The 25395-nt window shown below is 71.6% G+C and carries 29 protein-coding genes; 13 read left to right on the top strand and 16 right to left on the bottom strand.

Features of this window, described 5'->3' with window-relative positions:
• Positions 1–75 precede the first annotated feature (75 nt).
• Both ACIRC0_RS26095 and ACIRC0_RS26090 read left to right on the top strand, forming a co-directional pair.
• Positions 76–1383 carry an MFS transporter gene (locus ACIRC0_RS26095; protein WP_403619960.1) on the top strand — a complete coding sequence of 436 codons (1308 nt, stop codon included), beginning with the start codon at positions 76–78 and terminating at the stop codon, positions 1381–1383.
• Between the two features lie 109 nt (positions 1384–1492).
• Entirely contained in the window at positions 1493–1882 is a 390-nt protein-coding gene (locus ACIRC0_RS26090) for a DUF6479 family protein (RefSeq protein WP_403619958.1), read from the top strand.
• 17 nt (positions 1883–1899) lie between these two features.
• Here the strand turns inward: ACIRC0_RS26090 and ACIRC0_RS26085 are convergent, their stop codons facing one another.
• The 3 genes from ACIRC0_RS26085 to ACIRC0_RS26075 form a co-directional block, all read right to left on the bottom strand.
• Positions 1900–2886, bottom strand: a complete 987-nt coding sequence (locus ACIRC0_RS26085; protein ID WP_403619956.1) for an ATP-dependent DNA ligase — start codon at positions 2884–2886, stop codon at positions 1900–1902.
• A gap of 99 nt (positions 2887–2985) precedes the next feature.
• On the bottom strand, positions 2986–4707 hold the full coding sequence (locus ACIRC0_RS26080; RefSeq protein ID WP_403620362.1) for a phospholipid carrier-dependent glycosyltransferase: 1722 nt from the start codon (positions 4705–4707) through the stop codon (positions 2986–2988).
• A gap of 336 nt (positions 4708–5043) precedes the next feature.
• Entirely contained in the window at positions 5044–5544 is a 501-nt protein-coding gene (locus ACIRC0_RS26075; protein ID WP_403619953.1) for a hypothetical protein, read from the bottom strand.
• A gap of 226 nt (positions 5545–5770) precedes the next feature.
• Between ACIRC0_RS26075 and ACIRC0_RS26070 the strand changes: the two genes are divergently transcribed.
• On the top strand, positions 5771–6301 hold the full coding sequence (locus ACIRC0_RS26070) for a hypothetical protein (protein WP_403619950.1): 531 nt from the start codon (positions 5771–5773) through the stop codon (positions 6299–6301).
• 30 nt (positions 6302–6331) lie between these two features.
• On the opposite strand, the gene ACIRC0_RS26065 is transcribed toward ACIRC0_RS26070, so the two are convergent.
• Both ACIRC0_RS26065 and ACIRC0_RS26060 read right to left on the bottom strand, forming a co-directional pair.
• Positions 6332–6787: a hypothetical protein gene (locus tag ACIRC0_RS26065; RefSeq protein WP_403619947.1), complete on the bottom strand. Its 456-nt coding sequence runs from the start codon at positions 6785–6787 to the stop codon at positions 6332–6334.
• 61 nt (positions 6788–6848) lie between these two features.
• A complete protein-coding gene (locus ACIRC0_RS26060; protein WP_403619944.1) occupies positions 6849–7715 on the bottom strand; it encodes an alpha/beta fold hydrolase in 867 nt (288 codons plus the stop codon).
• A 90-nt stretch (positions 7716–7805) separates the two neighbouring features.
• On the opposite strand from ACIRC0_RS26060, the gene ACIRC0_RS26055 reads away from it, so the two are divergent.
• On the top strand, positions 7806–8264 hold the full coding sequence (locus ACIRC0_RS26055; protein WP_403619941.1) for a MarR family winged helix-turn-helix transcriptional regulator: 459 nt from the start codon (positions 7806–7808) through the stop codon (positions 8262–8264).
• 333 nt (positions 8265–8597) lie between these two features.
• Here the strand turns inward: ACIRC0_RS26055 and ACIRC0_RS26050 are convergent, their stop codons facing one another.
• A complete protein-coding gene (locus ACIRC0_RS26050; RefSeq protein WP_403619939.1) occupies positions 8598–8858 on the bottom strand; it encodes a hypothetical protein in 261 nt (86 codons plus the stop codon).
• Positions 8859–9019: 161 nt separating this feature from the next.
• Complete coding sequence (locus ACIRC0_RS26045) at positions 9020–9412, bottom strand: helix-turn-helix domain-containing protein (RefSeq protein WP_403619936.1); 393 nt, start codon at positions 9410–9412, stop codon at positions 9020–9022.
• A gap of 231 nt (positions 9413–9643) precedes the next feature.
• On the opposite strand from ACIRC0_RS26045, the gene ACIRC0_RS26040 reads away from it, so the two are divergent.
• From ACIRC0_RS26040 to ACIRC0_RS26025, 4 genes are all read left to right on the top strand, one after another.
• Positions 9644–9859, top strand: coding sequence for a hypothetical protein (locus ACIRC0_RS26040; RefSeq protein WP_200422987.1), 216 nt, complete (start codon positions 9644–9646; stop codon positions 9857–9859).
• A 217-nt stretch (positions 9860–10076) separates the two neighbouring features.
• Positions 10077–10295 carry a hypothetical protein gene (locus ACIRC0_RS26035; protein WP_403619933.1) on the top strand — a complete coding sequence of 73 codons (219 nt, stop codon included), beginning with the start codon at positions 10077–10079 and terminating at the stop codon, positions 10293–10295.
• A 79-nt stretch (positions 10296–10374) separates the two neighbouring features.
• Positions 10375–12264, top strand: coding sequence for a hypothetical protein (locus ACIRC0_RS26030; protein ID WP_403619930.1), 1890 nt, complete (start codon positions 10375–10377; stop codon positions 12262–12264).
• Positions 12265–12316: 52 nt separating this feature from the next.
• A complete protein-coding gene (locus ACIRC0_RS26025; protein WP_403619927.1) occupies positions 12317–12991 on the top strand; it encodes a hypothetical protein in 675 nt (224 codons plus the stop codon).
• A gap of 71 nt (positions 12992–13062) precedes the next feature.
• Here ACIRC0_RS26025 and ACIRC0_RS26020 read toward each other — a convergent pair whose 3' ends face one another.
• The 3 genes from ACIRC0_RS26020 to ACIRC0_RS26010 all read right to left on the bottom strand — a co-directional run bounded on the left by ACIRC0_RS26020 (position 13063) and on the right by ACIRC0_RS26010 (position 15754).
• On the bottom strand, positions 13063–13869 hold the full coding sequence (locus ACIRC0_RS26020) for a pectate lyase (protein ID WP_403619924.1): 807 nt from the start codon (positions 13867–13869) through the stop codon (positions 13063–13065).
• A gap of 29 nt (positions 13870–13898) precedes the next feature.
• Positions 13899–14876, bottom strand: a complete 978-nt coding sequence (locus ACIRC0_RS26015; RefSeq protein WP_403619922.1) for a polysaccharide lyase family 1 protein — start codon at positions 14874–14876, stop codon at positions 13899–13901.
• 410 nt (positions 14877–15286) lie between these two features.
• Entirely contained in the window at positions 15287–15754 is a 468-nt protein-coding gene (locus tag ACIRC0_RS26010) for a peroxiredoxin (protein ID WP_403619919.1), read from the bottom strand.
• Positions 15755–16129: 375 nt separating this feature from the next.
• Here ACIRC0_RS26010 and ACIRC0_RS26005 point away from each other — a divergent pair, with 375 nt between their 5' ends.
• Together ACIRC0_RS26005 and ACIRC0_RS26000 are read left to right on the top strand one after the other, a co-directional pair.
• The gene (locus tag ACIRC0_RS26005) at positions 16130–17461 is read left to right on the top strand and encodes an SGNH/GDSL hydrolase family protein (protein WP_403620359.1); all 1332 of its coding nucleotides are present in this window, start codon (positions 16130–16132) and stop codon (positions 17459–17461) included.
• Between the two features lie 112 nt (positions 17462–17573).
• The gene (locus tag ACIRC0_RS26000; protein ID WP_403619916.1) at positions 17574–18392 is read left to right on the top strand and encodes an SAM-dependent methyltransferase; all 819 of its coding nucleotides are present in this window, start codon (positions 17574–17576) and stop codon (positions 18390–18392) included.
• 63 nt (positions 18393–18455) lie between these two features.
• Here ACIRC0_RS26000 and ACIRC0_RS25995 read toward each other — a convergent pair whose 3' ends face one another.
• Entirely contained in the window at positions 18456–19376 is a 921-nt protein-coding gene (locus tag ACIRC0_RS25995; protein ID WP_403619912.1) for a helix-turn-helix domain-containing protein, read from the bottom strand.
• 98 nt (positions 19377–19474) lie between these two features.
• On the bottom strand, positions 19475–19705 hold the full coding sequence (locus ACIRC0_RS25990; RefSeq protein ID WP_200422981.1) for a DUF397 domain-containing protein: 231 nt from the start codon (positions 19703–19705) through the stop codon (positions 19475–19477).
• Positions 19706–19891: 186 nt separating this feature from the next.
• Here ACIRC0_RS25990 and ACIRC0_RS25985 point away from each other — a divergent pair, with 186 nt between their 5' ends.
• The 3 genes from ACIRC0_RS25985 (at position 19892) to ACIRC0_RS25975 (ending at position 21536) form a co-directional block, all read left to right on the top strand.
• Positions 19892–20365, top strand: a complete 474-nt coding sequence (locus ACIRC0_RS25985; RefSeq protein ID WP_366029019.1) for a hypothetical protein — start codon at positions 19892–19894, stop codon at positions 20363–20365.
• Positions 20366–20683: 318 nt separating this feature from the next.
• The gene (locus ACIRC0_RS25980; protein WP_403619909.1) at positions 20684–21193 is read left to right on the top strand and encodes an ATP-binding protein; all 510 of its coding nucleotides are present in this window, start codon (positions 20684–20686) and stop codon (positions 21191–21193) included.
• A gap of 61 nt (positions 21194–21254) precedes the next feature.
• Positions 21255–21536 carry a hypothetical protein gene (locus ACIRC0_RS25975; protein WP_403619906.1) on the top strand — a complete coding sequence of 94 codons (282 nt, stop codon included), beginning with the start codon at positions 21255–21257 and terminating at the stop codon, positions 21534–21536.
• Positions 21537–21629: 93 nt separating this feature from the next.
• Here ACIRC0_RS25975 and ACIRC0_RS25970 read toward each other — a convergent pair whose 3' ends face one another.
• The 4 genes from ACIRC0_RS25970 to ACIRC0_RS25955 all read right to left on the bottom strand — a co-directional run bounded on the left by ACIRC0_RS25970 (position 21630) and on the right by ACIRC0_RS25955 (position 25395).
• Positions 21630–22061, bottom strand: coding sequence for an ATP-binding protein (locus ACIRC0_RS25970; RefSeq protein WP_200422979.1), 432 nt, complete (start codon positions 22059–22061; stop codon positions 21630–21632).
• 108 nt (positions 22062–22169) lie between these two features.
• A complete protein-coding gene (locus ACIRC0_RS25965) occupies positions 22170–23936 on the bottom strand; it encodes a PP2C family protein-serine/threonine phosphatase (protein WP_403619903.1) in 1767 nt (588 codons plus the stop codon).
• Positions 23933–25003 (bottom strand): SpoIIE family protein phosphatase, encoded by a 1071-nt coding sequence (locus ACIRC0_RS25960; protein ID WP_403619900.1) that lies wholly within the window; start codon positions 25001–25003, stop codon positions 23933–23935. The genes ACIRC0_RS25965 and ACIRC0_RS25960 overlap by 4 nt, the downstream gene beginning before the upstream one ends.
• On the bottom strand, positions 25000–25395 hold the full coding sequence (locus ACIRC0_RS25955) for an anti-sigma regulatory factor (RefSeq protein WP_403620357.1): 396 nt from the start codon (positions 25393–25395) through the stop codon (positions 25000–25002). Before ACIRC0_RS25955 ends, ACIRC0_RS25960 begins: the two co-directional genes overlap by 4 nt.

The raw sequence follows: 25395 nt of genomic DNA, 5'->3' as shown, positions 1-25395 counted from the left end.
CCCGGGTGCCCGTACGTCGCGCGGATCGGTGATAGTGAACCCGGAATTGAAACCGTGTACGAGGCAAGGAAGTCCGTGGACACGAGCGAGAGTACGACCGACAACGGAGCGGCCCCGGAAGAGGACCCGCGACCGGCACAGGCCGGGGCTCGCGGCTGGCGGCGCTGGGCGATGGACACCCGCCCGCTGCGCCGCCCCGCCTACCGCCGGCTGTGGTCCTCGACCATCGTCACGGCGGTCGGCAGCCAGCTCACCGCGGTCGCCGTGCCCAAGCAGATCTACGACATCACGGGCTCGTCGGCATGGGTGGGGTACGCGAGCCTCGCCGGCCTGCTGCCGCTCGCGCTCTTCGCGCTGTGGGGCGGCGCGATCGCCGACAGCATGGACCGCCGCAGGCTGCTGCTGATCACCAACTCCGGCCTCGCCGTCACCTCCGTGCTCTTCTGGGTGCAGGCCGCCACCGGCCTGCAATCGGTCGTCGTCCTGATGGTGCTGCTCGCCCTCCAGCAGGCCTTCTTCGGCCTCAACTCCCCGGCCCGCAACGCCTCCATCGCCCGTCTCGTCCCGGCGGACGAACTCCCCGCGGCCAACGCCCTGGGCTCCACCGTCATGCAGACCGGCCTGGTGGCCGGCCCCCTCCTCGCCGGCGCCCTGATCCCCGTCATCGGCCTGTCCGAGCTGTACCTGATCGACGCCGTGGCCCTGTGCGTCACGGTGTGGGCGGTCGTCCGGCTCCCCGCCCTGCCGCCCCAGGCGGCCGCGGCGAACAGCCGGGCGGGCTGGCAGGCGATCGCCGAGGGCTTCCGCTACATCTCCCTCCACAAGGTGCTGCTGCTGTCCTTCCTCGCCGACATCATCGCCATGGTGCTCGGCATGCCCCGCGCCCTGTTCCCCCAGCTCGCCGCGCAGACGTTCGCACCCTACGGAGAAGGCCTCGCGCTCGGCCTGCTGTTCGCGGCCATCCCCATCGGAGCGGTGCTCGGCGGCCTGCTGTCCGGCACGTTCTCCCGCGCTCGCCGCCACGGCCTCATGGTGATCGCCGCGGTGATCGGCTGGGGCGCGGCCATCACCGGCCTCGGCCTGACCACGAACCTCTGGGTGGCCGTCGCGTTCCTGGCGCTCGCCGGCGTGGCCGACATGGTCTCGATGGTCTTCCGCGGCGCGATCCTGTTGTCGGCCGCCACCGACGAGATGCGCGGCCGGATGCAGGGCGTGTTCACGGTCGTCGTGGCGGGCGGACCACGCCTCGCCGACGCGCTGCACGGCACCGCCGGCTCGCTCCTCGGCGCTCGCGCCGCCATCGCGGGCGGCGGCCTGCTGGTCATCGCGGCGACCCTGGTCCTGGCCCTGGCGACGCCCGCGCTGCGCACGTACCGGATCTGAATGCGAAATCCGCACCGCAGGCGTCTGCCGGCAATTGCACACTGATTTATGCGTTGAGCAGGAAATACTCCACAGGGCGAATTCTCTCCGCCCGGGGTATCGTCAACATATGAATACGGTGAGCTTTGCAATACAGGCTGTTGCTGCCCGTGATACCGAGTTTTCCCAGTGGACGCTCAGCGTGTTCTTCATCCTCGTGGGCGTGATCGTCGCCGGCGCGCTGATCTGGGCCGTGCGGCTCGGCATGTCCGTACGCGACCGGGAACCCGCACCGCCGCGCCCCGAGGAGCAGCCGCACCTGCCCGACGGCGGACCGGTCCTGGAGGAGCGCGAGCTCCGGGAGCCCGAGGAGATGCCGCTCGCGGGACAGGAGAGCGAGCGGCTCATGCCCTACCAGCTCCACCACGCGGCGTCCCGGCGGTGTGGCGACCAGCACCGCAAGCGCTGGCTGCCGGGTTCCAGCGGCGGCTTCGGCAGCGGCGGCCCCGGCCACGTGTGAGCCGGCCGCCGACCACCTCACCGCAGGTCCTGCCAGGGCAGGTCGGCCGCCGCGTCCTCCGGCGCCAGGTCCGGGCGCAGCCGCAGCCACGAAGCCTGTCGGAGCAGCCCCGACCGGGTGCGCGTGCTGTAGCGGACCTCGCCGACGAGTCTCGGCAGGACCCAGCGGGCCCCCGCCACCCGCGGATCCCGCTCGAAGGGACACCGCGAGGTCTTCACCGCCTCCAGCAGCCGGGCGAGTTCGGCCCGCTCGCCCTCGCTCCAGCCGGTGCCCACCCGCCCGACGTAGCGCAGCCGCCCGGCCTCGGCCCGCTGCCCCACCAGCAGCGCCCCGGGCAGTCCCCGCAGCCGTCCCTGGCCGGGCAGCCAGCCGCCGACGATCACATCGACGGCTCGCACATTGCGGATCTTGATCCAGGACCGGGACCGCACCCCAGGCTCGTAGACCGAGTCGAGCCGCTTGCACACCAGCCCCTCCAGACCCGCCTCCCGGGTCACCTCCAGCGCCCGCGCCCCGTGGCCGACGATCGCGCCCGGCGTCGACCAGTACGCACCTGCCAGCGCCAGCCCCTCCAGCAGCTGCCGCCGCCGGGCGTAGGGAAGCGAGAGCAGGCGCTCGCCGCGCAGGAACATGACGTCGAACAGCACCAGGTGCACCGGGATCTGCGCCGCGCGGCGCGCCGCCAGCGCGGGGGAGTGGGCGAGGCCCATCCGGGACTGCAGTCGCTGGAAGTCACCGCGCCCCCGCTCGTCGAGCGCCACCACCTCGCCGTCCAGCACGGCGGACGTGGCGCCCAGGACGCCGCCCAGCGGCCGCAGTTCGGGGTACGCGCCGGTGATCACCTCCCCCGAGCGCGCCCGCAGCTCCAGGCTGCCGTCGCCGGGCACATAGACCACCACCCGCTGGCCGTCCTGTTTGGTCTCGTACGCCCACTGCGCGTCCTGCCCGGCGGGCGGCAGTGTTCCGGGGCAGGCGAGCATCGGGGCGATCAGCGGCAGTCTCACGGGTCAGTTGTGGACACCGCCGCACACCCTCACGCGTCCCGGCCGTGCGATTTCCCCCGAACGGGGCCCGCTGTCCGGATCGGATCGGCTGTGAGGACCCTAGGGCCGCCGGAAGATCGTGACGGAGTGACCGACGTCGTCGATCGCCCTGCTGCCGCGGATCAGCTTCTTCAGCCGGGCATCGGCCTTGGCGATCGACGTGTCGGAGACGACGAGCAGCCCGTGCACCCGGTTCGCAGGCACCTTCAGCGGGTCGCGCCCGTGGATGCCGTACCAGGAGGGCACACCGCTGCCCTTGTAGACGAGCCAGACGCTCTTCTCGTCCGGGTACCGCTCGCGCAGCCGGTCCGCCAGCCTTCCGAGGTCCTGACCCCAGTCGACGTTCGAGTCGTGCAGCCTGAGATACGTCTTCGCCGGCCCGCCGAACGCCTCGTTGGAGTACGGCAGGTAGTACGGGTACGTCCGCACCGAACTCACCGCCACGAAGGCGACCAGGGCCGCCGTCAGCGCGTACACCCACCGCCGCCGCAGCGCGAGCACACAGGCCGCCGCGACGGCCAGGAACACCGGAACGAAGATCGCGTAGCGCACCCCGAGGTCGCGTGAGCCCTGCATGGCCGCGGCCAGCAGCACCCCCGGCACCGGCAGCACGTACGGGACGGCCGGGCGCAGCCTGGGCACCACCGCCACGGCTACCACCCCGCCGAGCCACAGCGCCAGCATGCCGAGCGGTGTCTTCACCAGCAGCGCGGCCGGCAGGTAGTACCACCGGTTGCCGGTGTAGAGCCGGCCGAACAGATAGCCGCGCCACTGCGCGCTCTCGAACCCGAACTGGATCCGCATCCCGTCGCGGTACGGCTCCGGGAACGGCAACGCGTGGACGAGCAGGGCGCCCGGACCGTGCACCGCGGGCGTGTGCGCGGGTGTCGTCCACCGCAGCCGGGGGTCGACGACGAGATAGACGGCCCACACGACGGCGACGAGGACCAGTGCGACCCCGACGGCCGCCGCCCCGGCACGCGCCGCACGCCGCGGCCGTGGCACGCCGGCGCCCTGTGCCTGCCAGTACGACCACCCGGCCAGCACCAGCAGCACCGGCACCGCGGGCAGCGTGCTCATCTTCGTGGCCACGGCCGCCCCGGTCGCCACCCCGGCGAGCGGCAGATACGGCAACGGCCGCCGCCGCGCCCGCCACACCATCCAGGCCGCCGTCACCACGAACCCCGCCGCGGGCACGTCCAGGGTGGCCAGGGAGCCGTTGGTGATCAGGTCGGGCGAGAACGCGTACAGGGCCAGCGCCACCAATCCGCCGACCGATCCGGTCAGTTCGCGGGCGAAACCGAACACCACCAGCCCGAACAGCAGCGTCACCACCATCACCGGCAGCCGGGCCCAGAACATCACCCGCCACGGGTCGTTGCCCGACGTGTACAGCAGCCGCCGCCCCAACTCTCCCTGATCGCCCCGGAAACCCGGCTCGAGGTGCGGGTGTGCGAAGACCGTTCCGGTCGCGATGATCAGTTTGCCGAGCGGCGGGTGCTCGGGGTTGAAGCGCAGACTGTGCTCCCGCACGTACACGACGGCCGTGCCGACGTACACGGGCTCGTCGATGGTCGGCGTCTGCCGCACCGCGGTGGTGGCCATGGCGAACGCCATCTGGACCAGCAGCGCGCACACCGCGAGCACGAGCAGCGGCCGCCGGTGCCGCCGCAGCGCCGCCCAGCGACCCGGGCCTTCGGCTTCCGTCCGGGAGGTGGTGCCGACCGGTTTTGGAGGCCCGTCGCCGTCGGACGTGACGGGCGGCCGCTGGTCGTGCGTCATCGTCCGCGCCCCCGGGTCGTACGTCGCGTCCGAGCCGTCCGCGCCCCTGCATGCTGCCATGACCCTTGCTACGTCGACACGGCATGACCTTGCTCAATCCCGCGCGTGTCGTGCTCGGAAGGAGCGCGGACGCGCGCACACCGCCCGGGCCGGCCGTGTGGATTCACAGAGGCGGGCGGCTCCCTTGTCGCGAATGCACGGGGCCGGGGCGTCCAGGAGCCGATTCCCTTGCAGCAATGGGCTGTTATTGCCCCGGCGGAGTATTGCGCGGTGTGTCGCCGAATTGACTTACGGGCGTCGCGGTCGGCCGAAAATCGGCAGGAGCCGTGTGGCCGGTCAGGGGCGGGCGTACTCCTCCCGGACGACGGCGGCGAGTTGGGCGAGGGCCTCCTCGGCTCGGGTGCGGTCGGCGGCGTCGAGCACCGCCAGCGCGTCCGCCGCGACCTCCCGGACGCGCTGGGGCACCTCGTCCAGGGCGGCCATCCGATAGGCGAGGGTGCGCCGTGCGGCACGCTCCTCCCGGGTGACCCCGAGGGGGCCCGTACGGGGGAACACCGCGGCCTCGTACGCGGCGACGTGCACCATCACCCCGTGCGCGATCCCTTCCGCGTAACCACGCATACCCGCGTGCCGCCGGGCCGCGGCGAAGTGCGCCAGCGCACGCCGGCGGAAGACCAGGGCGCCGAGTGCGCCCGACGCGCCCCCGCACACCGCGGCCACGAGGGCGGCCCGCGCGCCGCCGAAGAGGGCGCCGATCAGGGCACCGCTCGCGGTGGTCAGACAGACGAGCCCGGTGACGAGCAGAAGAAGGGCGCGGGCGGGCGTGATCGGGGCCATGACGTGCAGTGTGCCAGCGGTGCGGGGGCCCGGTGCCCGGCCTGTCGTGCACGTGATGTGCGACACGTGCGCGATCGCCTTTCCCGCAGCCCTGAAGCGATTCATGCTGGGCACGGCTTGATCGGTGATCTAGCAAGGCAAATCCATCGGCCGTCCGATCTTGGTTGCATTTGACACTTTGTTGCGTGCGCGGATAGGAACATGGCCGGAAGTGGAGAGGTGGACCGTGCACGAGCCCCATGTGATCGGTGACTGGCAGGAATGCGGGGACGAGCATGCCGGTCTGCGTGTCCGTGTCCACGGGCTGGAAAAGGCGGAGCCGCCGCGTGGGCGTGACGATTCGGCTGAAGGCCTCACCTATTTCCGCTTCCGGGTGACCGTGGAAAACCGGTCGGCGGAACCGGTCGGCATCCATCTGGAGGACGGTCAACTCGACGTGAGGACCGGTGCCGACGGCGAGAGCGCATTTCTCGACTGGCGCAACTCGCACTTCATCGAGGGCTTCGACGTCTATCCGCTGCGCCGTGCGACCGCCGTCCTGTACGCAGCCGCCCCGGAAGCCGCTCTGAGCCTCGTGGACATCCAGGTCCAGCTGAAGGCGGACGACGAATGGACGGACCGGTATCTGTGGTCCGGCGACATGACCGTCCCGGACGGCCCGCAGGGCACGGCCGCCCGCGCCGACGGCATCTCCGAGACCCTGGCCGGCCAGATCAGCACGTTCCTGCGTGAGCAGGCGGAGCGCGGCCAGCACTGAGCGCCGGAGGTTCCGGTGCCTGTGGGGGCACTAGCGTCGGACGGCGCGGGCCAGCCACGGCGTGAGCGAGGTGCGCAGGATCAGCTCCTTGTACGTCTCGTCCCCGGGCAGCGGCACGATCAGCCACTGACCGGGCGGGAAGAACCGCCCCGTCACATAGGCAAGACCGCCGTAGAGGGACCGCAGGAACGCCGGGACCACGTCCCGGGGGAGATCCTCGAAATCCACGTCGTCGACAGTGACCTTCGCGTCCTCGTCGGGGAAGAGCTGGACCGTGACGGCCGGTGAGCCTCCCAGCTCGACGAACGCCTCGTGCGGCAGCGAACCGTCCGGATCGAGCACTGCGAACGCCCCGGCCGAGGCGCGGCGGGAGGTCTGGTCCGCGCCGATGTCGTGGCTGACGGTCATCGCCAGGTCGTACTCCCGCGCGATCTCACGTATCGCCGTGACGGCCGACTCGGTGGTGGGCAGATGCGGATGCGTCATGGACCGTCACGGTAGCGGGTCGCGTCGCCGTGCCGCTCGGCTCCGCGACGGCGGACGGCGCTCAGGCGAGGAAGTCGAGGGCCAGTCGGTCGATCTCCTGCGCATGGGCGAGAGGCAACGTGTGATGGGTCGCCGTGGGCAGCACATGGATCCGCGCGTGCGGCGCTCGTTCCCGTACGCGCTCACCGATCGTGCGGGTGTCGTGCGCGCGGCTGCGGGCCGCCAGCACCACCAGCAGGGGGACTGCGGAGCGGCGCAGGAGTTCCGGGCCGGGCGGACGAGGATCGACGATCTTCGGGACGTACCCGGCCGTGCCGCGAGCGGTCACTTCCAGCCACCCCTCGTCCAACGTCGTCCCACCCGTCTCCCACTCCAGAAACCCGCGCGCCGCCCGCTCGCCGGGCTTCAGGAACAACGGCGCGGCCCGCAGCAGGTACTGCGCCCGGTATCCGCCGAAGCAGCGCGTGGGATCCAGCAGCACAGCCCCGCTCACCCGCTGCGGCGCGTGCAGCGCGTAGGTGAGGGACAGCCAGGCCCCGTACGAGTGCCCGCAGAACGCCGCCCGCTCGATCCCCAGCTCACCCAGCACCTCGTCCAGCCACGCCATCAGATCGCCCGTGCCGCGCGCCACGCGGCCGTCCGCGATGCTCCGCCCCGCCTGGCCGATGGTGTCCACCGCGTGGACCCGGTACCGGGCGCTGAGCCTCTCGACATCCGCGAGCCAGACCGTCGACGTGGCGCCTCCGCCGGGCAGCAGCACCAGCGCCGGTGCGTCCTGCGGGCCGCAGGAGTTCACGCGCGTCGTCCCATACGTGGTGGGTACGTCGACGGACTCGACCGGCACCGGCCACCTCCCCAGCACGGCGTCGTACGCCGACAGAAAGCGCTCCTCGGCCTCCGGACTGCGGAAACGCGGCGCAGCGGACATGGGACCTCCCCCGGTCGAAACGGTATTCGAGGTTACCTCACTGAACGATATACTCACTCACTGAGATATCGACCCATGGAAGGGTGCCACGTGGACCACCGGGACCCGCGTCTGCAGCTGGTGCACCTGCTGCGCGGCATCACCGTCGAACTCGACCTGCTCGGCGCCGAGTTCGCCGCGCGGAACAGCTTGCACCCCACCGATCTGCGCGCACTGATCCACCTGCTCGACTTCGACCGGACGGGGACCGACGCCACGCCCGGTCGGCTGGGTGCGCAGCTGGGACTGAATTCCTCGGCCGTCACAGCCGTCATCGACCGGCTGGAGCGGCGGGGTCTCGTCGACCGCGGACACGACCCGCACGACCGGCGCCGGGTCCTCCTCACCGTCACCGGCCAGGCGACCGACCTCGGCTGGTCCTTCTTCGGTCCGCTGATCAGCCGGCTGCTCGCGGCGGAAGGGGAGTTCGACGCCAACGAGCTGGACGCCGTCCGCCGCTTCCTGCTGACGACGCAGTCCGTCCTGATGGCGGCGCGTCAGGAGAAGTAGCCGCTGCATCGCCCCCGAGCGCACCGCCGGCGAACCGCCGTGCCCAGCCGGCACGCCGGGCGGCCGTGACGCTCCTGATCAGTGCACCTAGTCGCCGCGATGCCGCCAATACCACACCGCACCGGCCACCAGGGCGCACAGGAAGACCAACGGCACGATCAGGCCGGGGATGCGGGCCGGGCTCATCGGCGTGCCAGGGGAGCGGAGCGACGGTGCGGAGGCGTTGCCATGGCTTGATCGTGCCTCTGTTCGGACTGCGGGGCCCATGGTCTGGGCAGCTGGAATTGTGTACGAGCGGGTACCCCGGGCATCCCGGCGGCCCCGGGGCGCGGCTCACTCGCGGTAGACGCTGAGCACGGCCCCGTTGATCTCGATGCGCTGCGGCGTCGGGCCCTCACCGCGGCGCAGCAGGGCGAGGCACTGGTCGAAGAGGGCCAGTTCCTCCTCGCTCAGCACGGCCGCCGCGAGATCGAGGAGTTCCCCGAGGGCGGCGTCGGTGAGGTCGGCCGGCAGTTCGCCGGAGAGCAGGACCACGGATTCTCCCGTCGGTCCCTTGACGATGGCGGTGGTGGGGCCGCCGTGTACGAAGAGCAAAGTTCCCCCCAGAGGGCCTGGGGCGTGCGGCTCACGGGGCCCCGGGCAGGAGGAGAGACTAGCGGCGGATCATGCGCGTTCGGGTGGAAGTGACGTCGTCTGGTGCAAGTGACCGGTGGGGCGGGAGTCCGGTCGCCGTACCCCCGCTCGCCCGGTCGCGCTCAGGACGCGTCCGAGGACCGGCCGAGCAGGGACTCGACGAGGGCCGCGACATGGCGGCGGTCCTCGGCCGACAGGCGCTGCACGCTGGCGATGAGCACGTCCACCTCGGGGTCCTGGGAGGCCTCGGACGCGGGCGCCGGGTCGGCGGCGGGGGCGTAGAGGTGGATGCCGCAGGCCTCGGCGGCCGCCCGGCGGATCGTGTCCAACGGCAGACCCAGACCCTGGGCCAGCCCCTCGAGGGTGGCCGGCTGCGGCATCCGGGCCATGTGATCCGTCGTGGCGAGGTGGTGCACCGTCGAGCGGGGGATGCCTCCGCGGCGGGCGACGTCGCCGTACGACCAGCGCTCACTGTCCAGCCGGTCGCGGATGATCTGCTGCAGTGCGTTGGCCACCGATGGTCACTTCCTGCTCGCCGCCGGGCGGAACTCTTCCGCGTCGGATCATTCTAGGGGCGACTTGGGTGTGTGACGGAAGGTGTTCTCCCGAACCGCTTGCGTCACACCCGCCTCGGCGCCTAGTGTCCAATCTCGTTAGACAGCCCGTCCGACGGAGTTGGACACGATCCGGGGGGACCTGACCGTGTCCGACGGCACCGCATTACGAACCCCGAGGGGGAATCGACCATGATGGATCCGCGTGAGCTGGACGCCGAGTCCGCCGAGCTGCTGCCGGGCCGCGAGGCCCTGGGCCGGCTGAAGTTCAGCTTCGGCAAGACGGTGAACGTCACCAAGCACGTCGCCAACGTCTCCGCGCACAACGAGTCGGCCGCGCTCAACGACCACTCGTCGTGGTCGGTGGCGGACTCCGGCGCCGCCCAGTCTATCAACATCACCCAGTGATCCGGTGCCGCACGGCCCGGCGCCCCGGCACCGTGCGGCACCTGCGGCACCCGGTACCGCCGCGGCGACACCTCACCACACCTCCGCTCGCCGCGGCGGTACCACCACCGGGCGGCAATACCTGACGATTCGTCACCCCCACATCGGCCGGGCGGCGATCCGCGTCCGCCCGGCCCCACCACGCCCTACAACGAACGTCTTCGAGAAAGGACACGTCATGAGCATGAACGCCCACGAGCTGGACGCCGAGACCGCGGAGCTGCTGCCGGGCCGTGAGGCCCTGGGCCGGCTGAAGTTCAGCTTCGGCAAGACGGTGAACGTCACCAAGCACGTCGCCAACGTCTCCGCACACAACCAGTCGGCCGCGCTCAACGACCACTCCTCGTGGTCGGTCGCCGAGTCCCAGGCCGCGCAGTCCATCACCATCCACCAGTAACCCCCGCACCACGAGGGCACGTTCCGCGGACCGCGCCGGGGGCAGGCGCGGTCCGCACCCGGGGGGAGGAAAGGCGCACATGACGCTGCTGGGGGACAACGCCGCGGCACTGTACGACACCGGACCGGTGCCGGGGCCAGGGGGAATCCCGGTGACGTACGAGCAGGTCGCCACCGGCGACCTCCCCGTCGTCGGCCCGGAGAAGCCGCTCGTACCGCGGCTGAGCGCCGGGCTCCGGCTGCACGGCGAGTACCAGGGATCAGGGTTCACCGAGCCCAGGTACATCGCCCGTCGGGGGGACGGGCAGGTCGTGCAGCTCACACGGCTGCTGCATCTGGTCGCGTCGTCGATCGACGGCAGCCGCGACCTGGAGACGATCGCCCACCGGGTCAGCGCCCGGTTCGGACGCGAGGTCAGTGCGGACAACATCCGCTATCTGATCGAGAACAAGCTGGAGCCACTCGGCGTGACGGTCCCCGAGGGCCAGGAGGACGACCAGGTCTCCGCGCCCCGGTCGGACCTGCTCCTCGCGCTCAAGGGCCACCGCGTCCTGTTCGACGAGCGGCGCGTGGCCAAGATCGCCCGCGCGCTCGCCTGGCTGCACCGCCCCCTGGTCGTGGCGGCCATGCTCGCGGGCATCGCCGTCCTGGACGTGTGGCTGTTCGTGTTCTTCGGCGCGATCACCCCCGTGCTGCAGGTGCTGGACCAACCGGTCCTGCTGCTCGTCGTGTTCGTGCTGACCGTGGCCTCCCTGGTGTTCCACGAGTTCGGCCACGCCTCCGCCTGCCGCTACGGCGGCGCCCGGCCCGGCTGCATCGGCTGCGGGCTGTTCCTGATCTGGCCCTCGATGTACACGGACGTCACCGACGTCTATCGCATCGGCAGGAGCGGCCGGCTCCGCACCGACCTCGGCGGCGTCTACTTCAACGTCGTGTTCATGCTGGCCATGGCCGGCGCCTACGCCCTGAGCGGCCAGGCGTTCTTCCTGGCCGCCGTCTACCTCGGCCACTTCGAGATCCTCGAACAGCTCATGCCGGCCGTACGCCTCGACGGCTACTACATCCTCGGCGACCTCGCCGGCGTCCCCGACCTCTACGGCAAGATCAAGCCGATCCTGCTGAGCCTGGTCCCGGGCGCCGCGGGGCGCAGGGCCCGTGCCGAGGTCGCCGCGCTCAAGAAGTCCGCGCGGGCCATCGTCGCCACCTGGGTGCTGACGATGGTGCCGCTGATCATCGGCGAGCTCGGCTACGCGCTGTGGAACCTGCCCCGGATCACCACCACGATGATCCGCTCGCTGGTCGAGCAACTCCTCGGCACCGGCGGCGCGTTCGCACACGGCCAGATCGCGGCGGGCCTGATGGGCGTGGTCGGCTGCGTCATGCTGCTGTGCCCGATGGCCGGCGTGGTCTACCTGTCGGTGAAGCTCGGCGGGCGCCTGTGGCGGGGAGGCGCGAAGGCGACGGCAGGCCGGCCACGGCTGCGCCTGGCACTGTGCGCCCTGGTGCTGGCCGGCCTCGGCGGCCTGAGCTATGCCTGGGTCTCGGGTCTGACCCCGCGCCCGCTGCCGAAGCAACCGCCGATCGCCCCGATCCTGCAGCCCGGCGTGTCCACCTCGCCCCCGCCCGCCCGGCACGCCACGCTCCCGGACCGGCACAGCGCGACACCCTCGGCCACGGCCACCACCGTGCCGTCCGGCACGGCGTCCCCGAACGCCTCGGCCGATCCCTCGGCCGCGGCCGGCCCGTCGACTTCGGCGAGTCCGCACCCGAGCGACTCCAAGGCGTCACCGCAGGGCACGGCCGACCGGCCCTCCGGCAGTCCCGTCCCGAGCGGGCAGCCGCCCACCTCCGCCTCGGCGGTGCCCGGCTCCGGCTCGCCGTCCGCGCCGTCGTCCCCGGCCGACAGCCCGTCCGCGCCGGTCAGTTCCAGCACGCCGCCGGCCGGATCGCCGTCGCCCACCGCCTCCTGATCGCCCCGGCCAGGGCCCGGGGTCCAACGACACCACTCCAGCGGGAGACCATATGAACCAGCACCGCAAACCCCGTCCGCAGTCCGCCCTCACCAGGCGCGCCGTCCGCGTCGGGCTGTTCGCCGCGGGGGCGGCCGGACTCGCGACGGCCGTCCCGGCGCAGGCGGCGACCGGGATGCCGCACCACACCGCGGTCGCCACGGACCAGACGTTCAGCCGCGCCGACTTCCGGCACCACGCACAGACCAGGGACTCCTTCACCGTGCGCCAGCTCGGCACGGTCGACGCCGCGAGCGTACGCAACCAGGCGAACGCCGTCGGGGTGGGCTGCTCGGTCGACGACCACTGCCGGTCGGTCGCGCTGTCCTTCCAGATCGTCACGATGGCCGGGGAGCACACCCATCTGACCGCGGTCAACCGGGGTGACGCGGTCAACGAGCACTGCGACGGCTGCCAGACCCTCGCCGGGGCCTACCAGTTCGTCGTCTCCACCCCCCGCGCCTTCACGCTGGACCAGGGGACTCAGCGGCGGCTCGACGACATCCACCGGCGGCTGGACGCGCTGACCCGCTCGAACCTGCCGGCCACCGACCTCAAGACGCGCGCCGACGCCCTGGCCGCCGAGGTGAACACCGTGCTGCGCGACGCGGTCGCGAACGCTCCCAAGGGCGATGAGCGGCCCACCGTCACCCTCCACCGCCACCTGGACGGCTGGCCCGCCCACTGACCGGGCCGGCCCGGGCCCGCCGCCCCGAACGACGGGGCGGCGGGCCTTTTTGTGGGGGGTGGGAACCGGGCTCAGCGGTAGGTGATGTCGGACGCGCTGTACTTGCAGTAGGTGCCGTCGGGTCCGGTGCCGTTCTTCGTCGGTTCCGCGCCCGTGTTGTTGCCGATGTACTTCTGGCACGGGACGATCTTCTTGCTGCTGTCCCCGACGATGGTGATGTTCTTCAGCGTCGCGCTGTCGCCGTAGTTGGTGTTGATCCCGACGAGCGCGGTGCCCTTGTAGGTCGCCTCGATGGTGTTGAGGTTGATCGTGCGCTTGTACTGCGTCTTGCAGTTGCCGCACGAGCGGACCAGCTTGCCGAAGTTCTTCACCGCGAAGTTGGACACGTTCAGCGTTCCGGCGCCGTTGAACTGGAACACCTTGTCGCTGGCTTCCTTCGCGCCCCCACCGGTGACGGTGTAGACGTTGGACGACGAGGAGCCCTTGAACGTCGCCGCGTCCTCGCCGACGTCCTCCCACCAGACGTTCTGCAGGGTGCAGCTGCCCTCGCAGTGGATGCCGTCCGCGGCCGGGGCGCCGATGATGACGTTCTTCAGGACGGCGCCGGGGGCCAGATCGAGGATCGGGTCCTGGTCCTCGTTCTGGCCGCCGGTGCCCAGGTCTCCGCTGCCGTAGAGGCGCTTCATCCCGTAGTCCTTGGTGCCGGAGATCGGGATGGTCTTGGTGACGGCCTGGCTGCCGTTCGCGGTGGGCCAGATGGCGGCACTCGCGGGGGACAGGGCGCCTTCAGTCATGATCATGACAGTCGACAGTCCGACGGCGGCCAGAGTGCCGGTCAGTGCGCGCCGGCGGGCGCGCGGACGTGCTGATGACGTCATGGAGGAACTCCTTGTGGTGTGGGGGATGGTCACAGCTTTCCGGTGCCCGCGCCGGAGGTCACCGAGGCGACGACGGACGAGGCGGGCTCGGCGCTGTAGCCGTAGGGCGGCTTGGTGAAGGTGCCGACCCGCGAGATCTCGGTCGCGGCTCCGCCGAGGTCGTTGCCGGCCAGGTTGGCGTAGCCGTCCACGTCGCTGTCCCGGTCGGTGGTGACGGCGACCTGCGTGTTCCGGAAGACGTTGTTCTCGACGAGCATCTGGGCGCCCATGCGCGAGTGCACGGCGGTCTCGGCCCCGACCACGTAGTTGTTGTAGAAGTGGCCGGTTCCGAAACGCAGGCTGGGGATGCGCGAGTTGACGTTGCTGAAGTAGTTGTGGTGGTACGTCACGTGCAGGCGCCCGGTGTCCTCGCTCGCGTTGTTGTCGCTGTGGCCCACGAGCGAGCCCTTCCAGTGGTCCTTGAAGGTGTTCCAGGACACGGTGACGTAGTCGGACCCGTGTGTGATGTCGACCAGACCGTCGTAGTAGTCCTTGCCGTGGTCGCGGTCGGACGACAGCGTGTTGTGGTCGATCCACACCTTCGTCGACGCCTGCACGGTGATCGCGCCCGTCTTGACCGCCTTGTTGATGTTCAGGTTGCGGATGACGACGTTGGACACCTTCTTCAGCCTGAGTCCGCCACCGGTGAACCCCGAGGAGGAACCCACGCCCAGGATCGTGGTGTTGGACCCGACGTCCACCTGACCGCTGAGCGCGATCAGGCCGCTCACCCTGACCACCTTGGCCGAGCCGCCCGTGACGGCGGACTTGAACGCGGCAAGCGTCGAGACGGTGACGGCTCCGGTGCTGCCGCCGCCGGTCGTCCCGGCACCGAAGCCGACCGGAGCGGTCTCGGCGGCGCCGGCCGGCTGCGGCAGGGCGAGCCCGGCGGCGACGGCGAGGGCCACCGAGACGGCCCCTGTGAGAACTCCTCTTCGCGAACGTGTGCGTGGGGGGTACGTACGCATGCGGGTGTGTCCCTTCGGGAGCGTTCCGTGCGTTCAGATGTGTGATGGGTGTACGCCATATGGAACTCCGCGCGGACGCAGCGGTTTGTTGTGCAGGGCGGTTGGCTGATCCAGGGAGTGCACTTCCCCAGGTCCTCAGGTTGCCCGGCTCCCGATATCTGCCATCTCGTATATGAGGTACGGCAGTCGGTTCACGCTGCTGAACGGACCGTAGAGGGTAAGCGCTTTCTGGTCAACGCCTCGCGCAGAACACATTCGGCCAGCTCCTGTGATCGGCAAGGACCGGCCCGGAGGCGGGGTGGCGCGGGCCGGCACGCGGACCGGCCCGGGCCGCTCGCTGCCTGTTGCGGCATCAGCGGTCCGGGCCGGTCAACTCACCTGTGACATCTAGCGGGTCGACGCTCCGGCCGTCAGCTGCTACGGGCGCGCAGCGCGGCGAGCGCACGGTCGGCGTGCGCGCTCATGCGCAGTTCGCTGCGCACCACCTCCAGGATGGTGCGGTCCTGGTCGATGACGAAGGTGGCGCGCTTGGTGGGAGCCAGGGAGAGACCCCGTCTGACCCCGAACCGCTCCCGGACGGTGCCGTCCGCGTCCGACAGCAACGGGAAGCCGAGCGTGTGTCGCCCGGCGAACTCCTGCTGCCGGTCGACCGCATCCCCGCTGATGCCGACCGGCCGCGCGCCGACGGCCGCGAACTCGGCGGCCAGGTCCCGGAAGTGGCACGCCTCGGCAGTGCAGCCCGGGGAGAGGGCGGCGGGGTAGAAGAACAGCACGACCGGCCCGTCGGCGAGGAGTTCGGTCAGGCTTCGCCCCGTACCCGTCTCGTCCGGCAGGGTGAAGTCCTCGACCTCGGCGCCCACGTCGACACGACCCGCCATCACTGGATCTCCTCGTCCTCGCCGATGCCGGCGCCCGTCCCGGGGCCTGCCGGGGCCGATCCTACGGGGGCGGTGCGCCGGGTGTGCGCGGGGGGCCGTTGTCGTCGGTGCCGGGGCCGCGCCAGGGCGTTGACCTCGAAAATTTCGGTCGGGGCAGGATTCGGCGACCTCTGTGGGAGCGCTTCCATGTCGCGCATGTTCATGTCACCATCCCTTTCCGTCGCCGTTTTCCGCAGGGCGACGCCGGCCCACGAGCCGCGCGACGGCGTCCGCCCCTCAGCGGCGCCCAACGAGGTCCGACATGACAGATCGCCACCGCACTGAGACCGTCGTCGACAGGAAGGCGGCACCCTGCTCGTGACCGTGTTGAGAAACATGAAGCCGTGGCCCAGAGTGCCGCTCGCCCAGCTGTTCGCCGTCGGCGTGCTCGCCCTCTGCCTCGTCACCACATCCACCGTGGTCGGCGCGGCGGAGCGGCACGCCGGCCGCTCCGCCGCCACCGCCCCGGCGGGCCGTGGCTGGGTCGACACCTGGACGGCGATGCCGCAGCTGACGGAGCCCGCCAACATGCCGCCCGCGCCCTTCACCGGCAAGGACTCCGTGCTCGTCGACACCACCCTGCGGCAGACGGTCCACGTCACCGTCGGGGGCTCCCGCATCCGCCTCCGGTTCTCCAACGCGTTCGGCACGTCCCCCTTGCCGCTCACCAGGGTGTCCGTGGCACTGCCCGCGGACGGCCGGTCCGGCGTCAGCGCCGTCCGGCCCGGAACGACGCGAGAGGTGACGTTCGCCGGCCGGGAGTCGATCACCGTCCCGGTCGGCGCCCAGATGGTCTCCGACCCTCTGGACTTCACCCTGCGGCCCGGCTCGAACCTGACGGTCACCGCCTATCTGGCCACCGGTCAGACGTCACTCGCCCTGACCTCCCACCCCGGCTCCCGCACCACCTCCTACCTCACAGCCGGCGACCACACCGGCGACGACGACCTTCCGGGCGCCACTCCGGTCGACCACTGGTACCTGCTCAGCGACGTCGAAGTCGTCCCTGACCGCCCCAGCGCCGCGGTCGCGGTCCTCGGCGACTCCCTCACCGACGGCCGCGGCTCCACCACCAACGGCAACGACCGCTGGCCCGACCAGCTCCACGACCGCCTGAGGGCGCGCCCCGCCACCGCCGGCGTCGCGGTCCTCAACCAGGCCGCCGGAGGCAACCGCGTCCTCAACGACGGCCTCGGTCCCAATGCCCTCGCCCGCCTCGACCGCGACGTCCTCGCCCACAGCGGCGTCGCCTGGCTGGTCGTCTTCGAGGGCGTCAACGACATCGGCACGGCCGCGGCCACCCCGGCCGCCCAGCACGCCGTCGCCGACGACCTGATCGCCGCGTACCAGCAGATCGTCGTCCGCGCGCACGCCCAGGGCATCCGCGTGTACGGCGCCACTGTGCTGCCGTTCGGCGGCAACACCCCGTACGACGACCCCGACGGCCTCAGGGAGGCGACCCGGCAGACGGTCAACACCTGGATCCGGGCCCGCGGACACTTCGACGCGGTCGTCGACTTCGACCGCGTCGTGCGTGACCCCGACAACCCCCGGCGGCTCAGGCCGGCTCTCCAGGTCGGCGACTGGCTGCACCTCAACCCGGAGGGATACCGCGCACTGGCCACGGCAGTCCCTCCCGCCCTCTTCCGTAACACGGGGGAGTGGTAGCGGAGTTGGCGCGGTGTCCTTCGTTCGGGGACTGGCAGCGGCGAACACCGGTTCCCTAGGATGGTGTGCCCGCCGAGCCGGTTCGACGGCGCGGCCCGGATCTGGGGGAACGATGCAGTCTGGCAGGCAGTTGTCCACGTCGATCGACGCCACGGTGCCGACGGCCGCCCGTATGTACGACTACTACCTGGGCGGCAAGGACAACTACGCGGCCGACCGGGCCGCGTGCGAAGAGCTCGACAAGGTCGTGCCCAGCACGCGGGCGCTCGCGTTGAACAACCGGCGGTTCCTGCAGCGGGTCGTGCGGACGCTGGCGGAGGAGTACGGCATCCGCCAGTTCGTCGACCACGGATCCGGACTGCCCACCCAGGACAACGTCCACCAGGTCGCCCAGCGCATCGACCCGACGTCCCACGTCGTGTACGTCGACAGCGACCCGATGGTCCTGGTGCACGGCCGTGCCCTGCTGGAACAGGACGAGCGCACCGTCGTGATCCAGGCCGACATGCGGGACACGGAGACGATCTTCAACCATCCGGAGACCCGACGCCTGATCGACTTCTCGCAGCCGGTCGCCGTGCTCTTCAACTCGGTGATGCACTGCATCCCGGACAGCGAGACCGACGGACCGCCCGCCCTGGTCCGCCGGGTGGCCGAGCGGCTCGTGCCCGGCAGCTTCATGGTGATGTGCCAGCTCGTCAGCGAGGACGCCCAAGTCCGGGACTTCGTCACCGACTTCATGGACCAGGCCACGCAGGGGCACTGGGGGCGGGTGCGCCAGGAGAAGGACGTGGAGGCCTGGTTCGACGGCATGGACATCCTGGAGCCCGGTCTGGTGGAGGTCTCCACCTGGCGGCCGGACTCCGAGGTCGCCCCCCGCCAGCTCACCCAGGAGTGGATCGAGTTCGGGGGAGTGGGACGCATCCGCTGACGGGCCACCCGCACCGGGGGCGTCCGCCGACGCCCACGCCCCCGGTCACCCCAACCGGAAGTGTCACCCGGCCGGGTAACGCTCCCGAAGCGTCCGGCGCAGCAGGGCCAGTGACTCGCGAGGGTCGAGCGCCTCGTCGGCGAGCCGGTCCAGTACCACCCGGTACTCTTCCGTCTCGTCCCGGTCCTCCAGGAAGTTGGCGCTCCTGATGTGCTCCAGGTAGACGATGTCCGGCAGGTCGGCGCCACCGAAGCGCAGATACGTGACCGGGATCGCCGGGGCCGACGCGTTCGTCACGTCCAACGGCACCACCTGCACGGTCACATGCGGACGCTGTGCCATCTCGACCAGGTGCTCGAGCTGTTCACGCATCACCTCGCGGCCGCCCAGCACCCGCAGCAGCACCGACTCGTCGACGACGGCCCACAGGCGAGGGGCGTCCGGACGGGACAGCAGCTCCCGCCGCCGCATCCGCAGCTCCACCCGGCGCTCCACCTCGGCGGCCGACGCCGTCGGCAGACCGCGCTCCACCACGGCCCGGGTGTAGGCGGGGGTCTGTAACAGCCCGGGTACGTACTGGATCTCGAAGGTACGGATCGCGGTGGCCGCCTCCTGCAGCCCGACCAGGCGGTCGAACCACTCGGGCATCAGCCGCTTGTCGTAGCGCTGCCACCAGCCCGGCTCACCGGCCCGCCGCAGCAACTGGACCAGGACCGAGGCCTCGTGGTCTTCGGCCTGGTACAGCCGCAGCAACGCATGGACGTCGTCTTCCGTGGGCGGCCTGCGTCCCTTGCCCGCCTCGATGCGCGACAGCTTCGCGGGACTGAACCCGAGCGCCCGCGCCGCCTGCTCCTGGGAGAGGCCGGCATCCTCGCGCATGCCCGCCAACTGCACGCCGACCAGCATCTTCAGAAGAGTCGGAGCGGGCTGGGTCCGGGTGAGATACGGTTCGAGACGGGAGGCGCGGTGCGACGAGGCGGACATCCTGACTCCCGGTCAGCCGACGGACAACAGGCCCTCATTATCGTATCCCGTCGCTTCGTGCCGCAGGGGACGGGAGGACCCGACCGACGGGATCCGGCTCACACCAGATGATCGAACTCCCCGTCCTTGGCGCCTGCCAGGAACGCGGCCACCTCGGCGGGCGTGTACACGAGCGCTGGTCCTTCCGGATCGCGCGAGTTGCGCACCGCGATGGCCCCGTCGGCCAGGCGGGCCAGCTCGACACAGTTGCCCTCGGCGTTGCTGTGCCCGCTCTTGATCCAGCGGGCGTCCAACGAGCCCGCCTGCACTCCGTTCGGCACTGAAGGCACCACAGTCTCCTTCCGTTCCCCGTCGTGCAATTTCCCATGCAATTGCACGACGGTACTGACTGCGTGGATAATAGCGGCGGCGTCCACCGCTTCACAGACGTCCGCGTGCTGACGTCCCGTCAGAGCGGTGCCGTGTCGTAGCAATGCCGTGTCGTTCTTGGCCCCACACTGTCTGCGGGAGTGGAAATGGCCACATCACTGAAGGACCTGGGGCACGTGCCGTGGGACTCCATCAAGGACTCCAGCGGCTCCGCCGAGGCCATCCCGGTCCTGCTCCACGACGTGGCCCGCGGCGACGAGCCCACCGCCCGGGCGGCACTCGGCCACCTGCGGGAGCGCATCTGCCAGTACGGCTTCGTCGTCGACCAGGCCACGGCGGCCACGGTCCCGTTCCTGTGGGAGCTGGCCCGGCTTCCCCAGGTGACCTGCCGTGTGGAGATCCTTCACCTGCTGAGGAGCATCGCCGACGCCCACCAGTGGGAGAGCACCGCCTCGGCCTACCCCAAACTGCTCAACTACCCTCAGGACTACGTGGGGTGGGAGCGCGCGGCCCGCCGTGCCGTGCGCGCCGACCGGGGGGTACTGCGTCAACTGCTCGCGGAGCAGGACGTCGAACTCGTCGAGGCCGCCGCCGAACTCGCCGCCGCACTGGCCGGGTGAGGCGTCGGACCGGTCACCAGAGGCCTGTGGACCGGTCACCAGAGGCCTGCGGACCGGTCGCCAGAGGCCTGCGGACCGGTCACCAGAGGCCTGCGGAAGGCTCGCCGACCCTGCGAACCGGTCGGCCGAGGGCGACAGATCTCGCGCCGAGCATTTATTCGTACTCATGGCTCGCCCACGGACGGGTATGCGTGGGGCGATGAACGAACGACACCACGCCACGCCGACCCTCGACACAGGCTCCGAGGCCCGGTGCTGTCCCCGCGACGCCACGGGCCCCGCAGGCCTGCCCGACTCCTTGCGTACGCAATGAAACCGGTGGACCTTCCCCCGCGGGACGGCGGGAACCCGGGAGCCGCCGACGAGCGCGACACCAGCGCCCCCGTACGCCCGCGGCACGTGCACACGCCCGACGGCGTGCGGCAGAGCGACCCGTCCCCGCCCTGCGACCCGGTGACCAGCGCGGCCACGGCGCGCGCGCACGTGCTCGCGGTCGTCCGGAGCCACTGGGACACCGCGCCCGTGCGGCCGGCCGAGCAGGCCGTCACCGACCTGCTGCTCGTCACCTCGGAACTGGTGTCCAACGCCATCCGCCACGGGGGCGGACTCGCCGGTTTCGAGGCCGTCCCCACACGGGAGGGCGTCCGCCTCGTCGTGCGCGACCGCAGCCCGGACATTCCCTCCGTGGCGTTCGGTACCGGCGAGCTTCCCCACAGGCAGGACCGGGGCGGGTTCGGCTGGCCGTTGATCATCAAGCTGGCGCGCGACATCGTCATCGAGCCCCGCGTGGACGGCAAGACCGTCAGCGTGCTCGTGCCACTCGGCTGAATCGTGTTTCCAAGGGCGAAGCGGGGCAACGCGGAACAGGACGCCCTGTGAAGGAGCCCACATGATCGCCGTAGCCCTGCTCATGCCGGTGTCCATGCTGTGCCTCATGCTCGCGCTCGGCAGCTATGAGGAACGCCTGCTCACCCCGGGCGGCACCAGGAAGGCCCGCGGCGCCGGACGCCGTCGGCTGCGCGCCGTGCCCCCCTCCTCCCCGGACGGCACGGACGGCGCCGACACCGGGCCCCGGGTGCGCGAGAAGCCCACGGCACAGAAGGCCGGAGACATGCGGGCCGCCGGCAGCACCGCCCCGGACGGCTCCGGGTCGCGGTGGCGGGCGGCCTGATCCCACCAGCGGCCCCGCGCGCACCGTCGGCCGGCCGACGGCACCGCGGGGGGCTCCAGCCTCGGCAGGGCGCGAACCGGAAGAGCCCGCGCCCTACCAGGGCAGGAACACGTGCACGTCCTTGCCCTCCGGCTGGACGACCACGCTCACCTGGTGGCACAGCGTGTGCACCAGGTGCCAGCCGATGCCTCCGCTCTGGCCCGGTTTGAAGGGACGCGGTGCCGGAGGCGTCGTACTGGTGTCGTGCAGCGTCACATGGACACCGTCGTACGTCGGACGCATCCGCAGGCCGAACGGCCCGGGCGCGTACTGGACGGCGTTCGCCGCCAGCTCGTCGACGACCAGGAGTATGTCGTTCCAGTACTCGGGACTCGTCGGAGGCGAAGCCCGCGCCAGCCGTCGCAGAAATTCCTCGGCGGCCAGCCGTGCCCCGGTGACGTCGGGCAGGTCACCGCCGAAGTCCGCCACCAGGGCCTCGACCGTCTCGAACGGCCAGGCCTTGTCCCAACGCGGCTCGGTTGCCATGCCGTCCTTCCCCCGGCCGGCACTCCGGCCGGTTCTCGTCGTTCGTCGCGCTGTCGCCCGGCCCCCCTTATGACGGTTGCCAGAAAGCCGGAGGATACGCATCCAGGATCACGGTACGGGCGGCTCCCCGGCCGTACCGGCGTTCTCAGCGGTCTCGGTGTCCACGTGACACAACAAGAGGCACACGTCGTCCTCGCCCTCCGAGTCCCTCAGCATCGGCTCGAGTACCCGGTCCGCGGCGCCCTCCAGGCCGCCGTTCCGGTCCGGTACGGCGAGCGTGGACATCGCCTCGGTGAGACGCTCGATGCCCGGGTCGATGCCGTACGCCCGCCGCTCCACCAGGCCGTCCGTGTACAGGGCCAGCGTCGAGCCGGGGGGCAGGGGAGCGGTGTGGTCCTCGATCTCCTGCCGCACCGGAACGCCCAGCATGGCGCCCGGCTTGGCGTCCAGGGTGTGCACCCGGCCGTCGGGCGTACGCAGCACCGGGGGCGGATGACCGGCCGCGGCCCAGGTCAGCACCGGTTCCCCGGGCCGGAAACGGGCGATCACCGCGGTGGCGTACAGATCCGGCTGCAGATGGTGCAGGAACAGGTGCAGCCGGGTGAGGAGCCGGCCCGGGCTGCCCCCGTCGACGGCGTACGCGCGCAGGGCCGTCCGCAGCTGGCTCATCATCACCGCCGCGTGCAGCCCGTGTCCGGTGACATCGCCGATGACCGCGATCAGGCTCCCGTCGGGCTGCCGGAAGGCGTCGTACCAGTCGCCGCCGATGTTGAGACCGTGGGTCGCCGGCAGATAGCGGGCGGCGAGCCGGAGCCCGGGGGTGGCGGGCAGCTCGGTGAGCAGCGCCCGCTGCAGCGTCTCGGCGATGTCGCGGCTGTGCTCGAAGCGCTGGGCGTTGTCGATCGCGATGGCGGCCCTGCGGGCCAGTTCGATCAGCATCACGGCGTCGTCCGGATCCCACCGGTCGCCGGGCGGGGTGAGGGTGATGACGCCGAGCGGCACCTGCCGGGCCGACAGGGGCAGGCACAGCAGCGGCCGGGTGGGGTGCAAGGCGGAGGGCGGCCGGTCCTCCACGCCGGGCAGACCGCCCGGCTGGGGCGCCGCGTACTGCGGGCGGCCCGTGCGGGCGGCGAGCACGGCGGCGGCCGGGCGGGGCGCGTGGCTCGGCTCCGCCTCGTCGTCGCCGAGCAGCCATACGTCGGCGGTCCGCGCGTACGTCGGGGTGAGCAGCTCGGGGAGCAGGCGGACGATCTCGCCGTGGTTCAGGGATGCCGTCAGTGCCGCGCTGGCGTCGGCGAGGAAGGTGAGCCGGCGGCGCGCCTCCTCGGCCTCCGTGCGCGCGGCCCGCTCGGCGGCGAACAGCTCGCGCTGCGCCTGGCCGGCGGCGTCGAGCTCGGCGTGGAGCGCGAGGACGCCCTGGTTCGTCTGGTGCAGCTCCTCACGGTGGAAGGCGACCAGCGCCTCCTGTTCCGTCAGTGCCTCCAGGACGCGCCCGGTGTCGTCGTCGGCACTGAACAGCGCCTCGGCCAGGGCCGGCGGGGAGGCGCGCACCGCCACCGTGTCCGCCCGGCCGCCCCGTTCCGGTGCCGGAATCTGCGCCTGCCACGTCGGTTCCTCGTGGGGGCGCTCGTCCGGGTCGGGACGGACGGTGACCCACAGCCGTGGCTGCTCCTCGCCCCGCGACGGGGGAGTGGTCCCGAGGGTCAGCCGCCACGCGCCGCCCTTGGTGAGGCACTGGCGCAGTTGCTCGGTGAGCGCGGTGACCAGGCGGGTGCGGTCGACGACGGAGACACCGAGATCGGCCGCGAGCCGGGCGGTGGCGATCCGGGCCCGGGCGGCATCGACGACGGTGATGATCTGCCAGGTGTGGGTCATGGTTCACGCTTCGGCGGTGTGGGGGACAGCACGGTCACCGTGGTGTCGTCGCGGACGGGCCGGGCGGCGCTGCTGGCGTCCCGCACGATCACGGCGGCCGTCACCCCGGGGTCCAGCTCCGCGGAGGGCACGTCCTCCCGCAGGGACCACCGGCTGGGCAGTCCGTCGCTGTGCAGGACGAGGAGACAGTCGGGTGACCAGGGCAGCCGCCGGCAGGGGATGTGCGCCGGTCGGTGTGCGCCGACTATGCCGGGATGCGACAGCAGGTGCTGCCAGCCGCCGCCGGAACGGAACCGGGCGCCGATGTTGCCGATGCCGGAGAACTCCAGAGTCCCTTCTGCGAGGTCGACCTGGGCGACGGCGACGGCGGCGCCCCGGGTGCTGCGCAGCACCGTGTGCAGGACGGCGAGCAGCTCCGCCGGCGGCAGATGGGAGCTGTCCCGCAGCTGCTGGACCGCCGCGTCGGACGCCTCGGCAGCGGCCGGGCCGTGCCCCAGCCCGTCGGCGAGGAGCAGCGTGACCCGCTCGCCGAACCTCACACACGCCCAGCCGTCACCCGACTGGGGTCCCACCAGGGCGATGTTGACGCCGCCGGCCCGCACCGGGCCCTGGTCGTGCCGGACGTGCCCGCGCCGCCGGCGACCGGACCCGGCCCTTATCCGGGCCAGGGCGACGGTGCCCCTCCCGGGCGCGCTGTGCACGTCGAAGTCGTCCGCTATGCGCCGGCAGGTGCCGAGTCCGGCACCCAGCGAGGACGTGGTGGAGAAGCCGTCGCCCAGCGCGGCCGCGAGGTCGGGGATGCCCGGGCCGTGATCGATCGCGACGATCTGCAGCGCCGGCCCTCGAGCAGCCGCCTCCGAGGTGAGGTCCGCGTCCACCGTCTCGATGAGGACCTGACCGCCGCCCGCGTGCTTGAGCAGATTGGTGGCGAGCTCGGTGGCGACGAGCACGGCCGCGGCCGTACGGGCGTCGTCGAACCCCGCGTGGCGGCAGGCTTCCTGCGCCGCCACCGCGACGTCCCGAACCCGGGTCGAGTCGTACACGGGCACATCCCAGACGTGGGTCAACGGACCTCCTCGCGGGGCCGCGGCGGTCCGGCGGCCCAGCAGATCACGGTGACCCGGGTGCCTTGGCCGGGACGGGAGTCGATCGAGAACTCGTGGACCAGCCGCCGGGCTCCGCCGAGCCCGAGGCCGAGACCGCCGCCCGAGGTGTAGCCGTCGGTGAGGGCCCGCTCGATGTCGGGGATGCCCGGCCCCTCGTCGATGAAGGACAGGCGCAGACCACGGGCGCGGCCGTTGCCCAGGAAGGCGAACTCCACCTGTCCGCCTCCGCCGTGGACGAGTGTGTTGCGTGCGAGCTCGCTGGCCGCTGTGATCAGTTTCGTCTGCTCCACCAGCCCGAAACCGATCTCGGCAGCCGCCTGCCGCACATGCTGCCGCACCCACGCCAGATCCAT

It is taken from the genome of Streptomyces sp. NPDC093984 (assembly GCF_044764595.1).
Taxonomy (GTDB): domain Bacteria; phylum Actinomycetota; class Actinomycetes; order Streptomycetales; family Streptomycetaceae; genus Streptomyces; species Streptomyces cynarae.
This window is presented reverse-complemented; position numbering and strand designations above follow the sequence as displayed.

Coding starts and splice junctions, on each gene's coding strand:
- ACIRC0_RS26090 (WP_403619958.1), top strand. CDS start 1,493: ATGAATACGGTGAGCTTTGCAATACAGGCTGTTGCTGCCCGTGATACC.
- ACIRC0_RS26080 (WP_403620362.1), bottom strand. CDS start 4,707: ATGACGCACGACCAGCGGCCGCCCGTCACGTCCGACGGCGACGGGCCT.
- ACIRC0_RS26075 (WP_403619953.1), bottom strand. CDS start 5,544: ATGGCCCCGATCACGCCCGCCCGCGCCCTTCTTCTGCTCGTCACCGGG.
- ACIRC0_RS26065 (WP_403619947.1), bottom strand. CDS start 6,787: ATGACGCATCCGCATCTGCCCACCACCGAGTCGGCCGTCACGGCGATA.
- ACIRC0_RS26060 (WP_403619944.1), bottom strand. CDS start 7,715: ATGTCCGCTGCGCCGCGTTTCCGCAGTCCGGAGGCCGAGGAGCGCTTT.
- ACIRC0_RS26040 (WP_200422987.1), top strand. CDS start 9,644: ATGATGGATCCGCGTGAGCTGGACGCCGAGTCCGCCGAGCTGCTGCCG.
- ACIRC0_RS26035 (WP_403619933.1), top strand. CDS start 10,077: ATGAGCATGAACGCCCACGAGCTGGACGCCGAGACCGCGGAGCTGCTG.
- ACIRC0_RS26030 (WP_403619930.1), top strand. CDS start 10,375: ATGACGCTGCTGGGGGACAACGCCGCGGCACTGTACGACACCGGACCG.
- ACIRC0_RS26025 (WP_403619927.1), top strand. CDS start 12,317: ATGAACCAGCACCGCAAACCCCGTCCGCAGTCCGCCCTCACCAGGCGC.
- ACIRC0_RS26020 (WP_403619924.1), bottom strand. CDS start 13,869: ATGACGTCATCAGCACGTCCGCGCGCCCGCCGGCGCGCACTGACCGGC.
- ACIRC0_RS26015 (WP_403619922.1), bottom strand. CDS start 14,876: ATGCGTACGTACCCCCCACGCACACGTTCGCGAAGAGGAGTTCTCACA.
- ACIRC0_RS26010 (WP_403619919.1), bottom strand. CDS start 15,754: ATGGCGGGTCGTGTCGACGTGGGCGCCGAGGTCGAGGACTTCACCCTG.
- ACIRC0_RS26005 (WP_403620359.1), top strand. CDS start 16,130: ATGAAGCCGTGGCCCAGAGTGCCGCTCGCCCAGCTGTTCGCCGTCGGC.
- ACIRC0_RS26000 (WP_403619916.1), top strand. CDS start 17,574: ATGCAGTCTGGCAGGCAGTTGTCCACGTCGATCGACGCCACGGTGCCG.
- ACIRC0_RS25995 (WP_403619912.1), bottom strand. CDS start 19,376: ATGTCCGCCTCGTCGCACCGCGCCTCCCGTCTCGAACCGTATCTCACC.
- ACIRC0_RS25985 (WP_366029019.1), top strand. CDS start 19,892: ATGGCCACATCACTGAAGGACCTGGGGCACGTGCCGTGGGACTCCATC.
- ACIRC0_RS25975 (WP_403619906.1), top strand. CDS start 21,255: ATGATCGCCGTAGCCCTGCTCATGCCGGTGTCCATGCTGTGCCTCATG.
- ACIRC0_RS25970 (WP_200422979.1), bottom strand. CDS start 22,061: ATGGCAACCGAGCCGCGTTGGGACAAGGCCTGGCCGTTCGAGACGGTC.
- ACIRC0_RS25965 (WP_403619903.1), bottom strand. CDS start 23,936: ATGACCCACACCTGGCAGATCATCACCGTCGTCGATGCCGCCCGGGCC.
- ACIRC0_RS25955 (WP_403620357.1), bottom strand. CDS start 25,395: ATGGATCTGGCGTGGGTGCGGCAGCATGTGCGGCAGGCGGCTGCCGAG.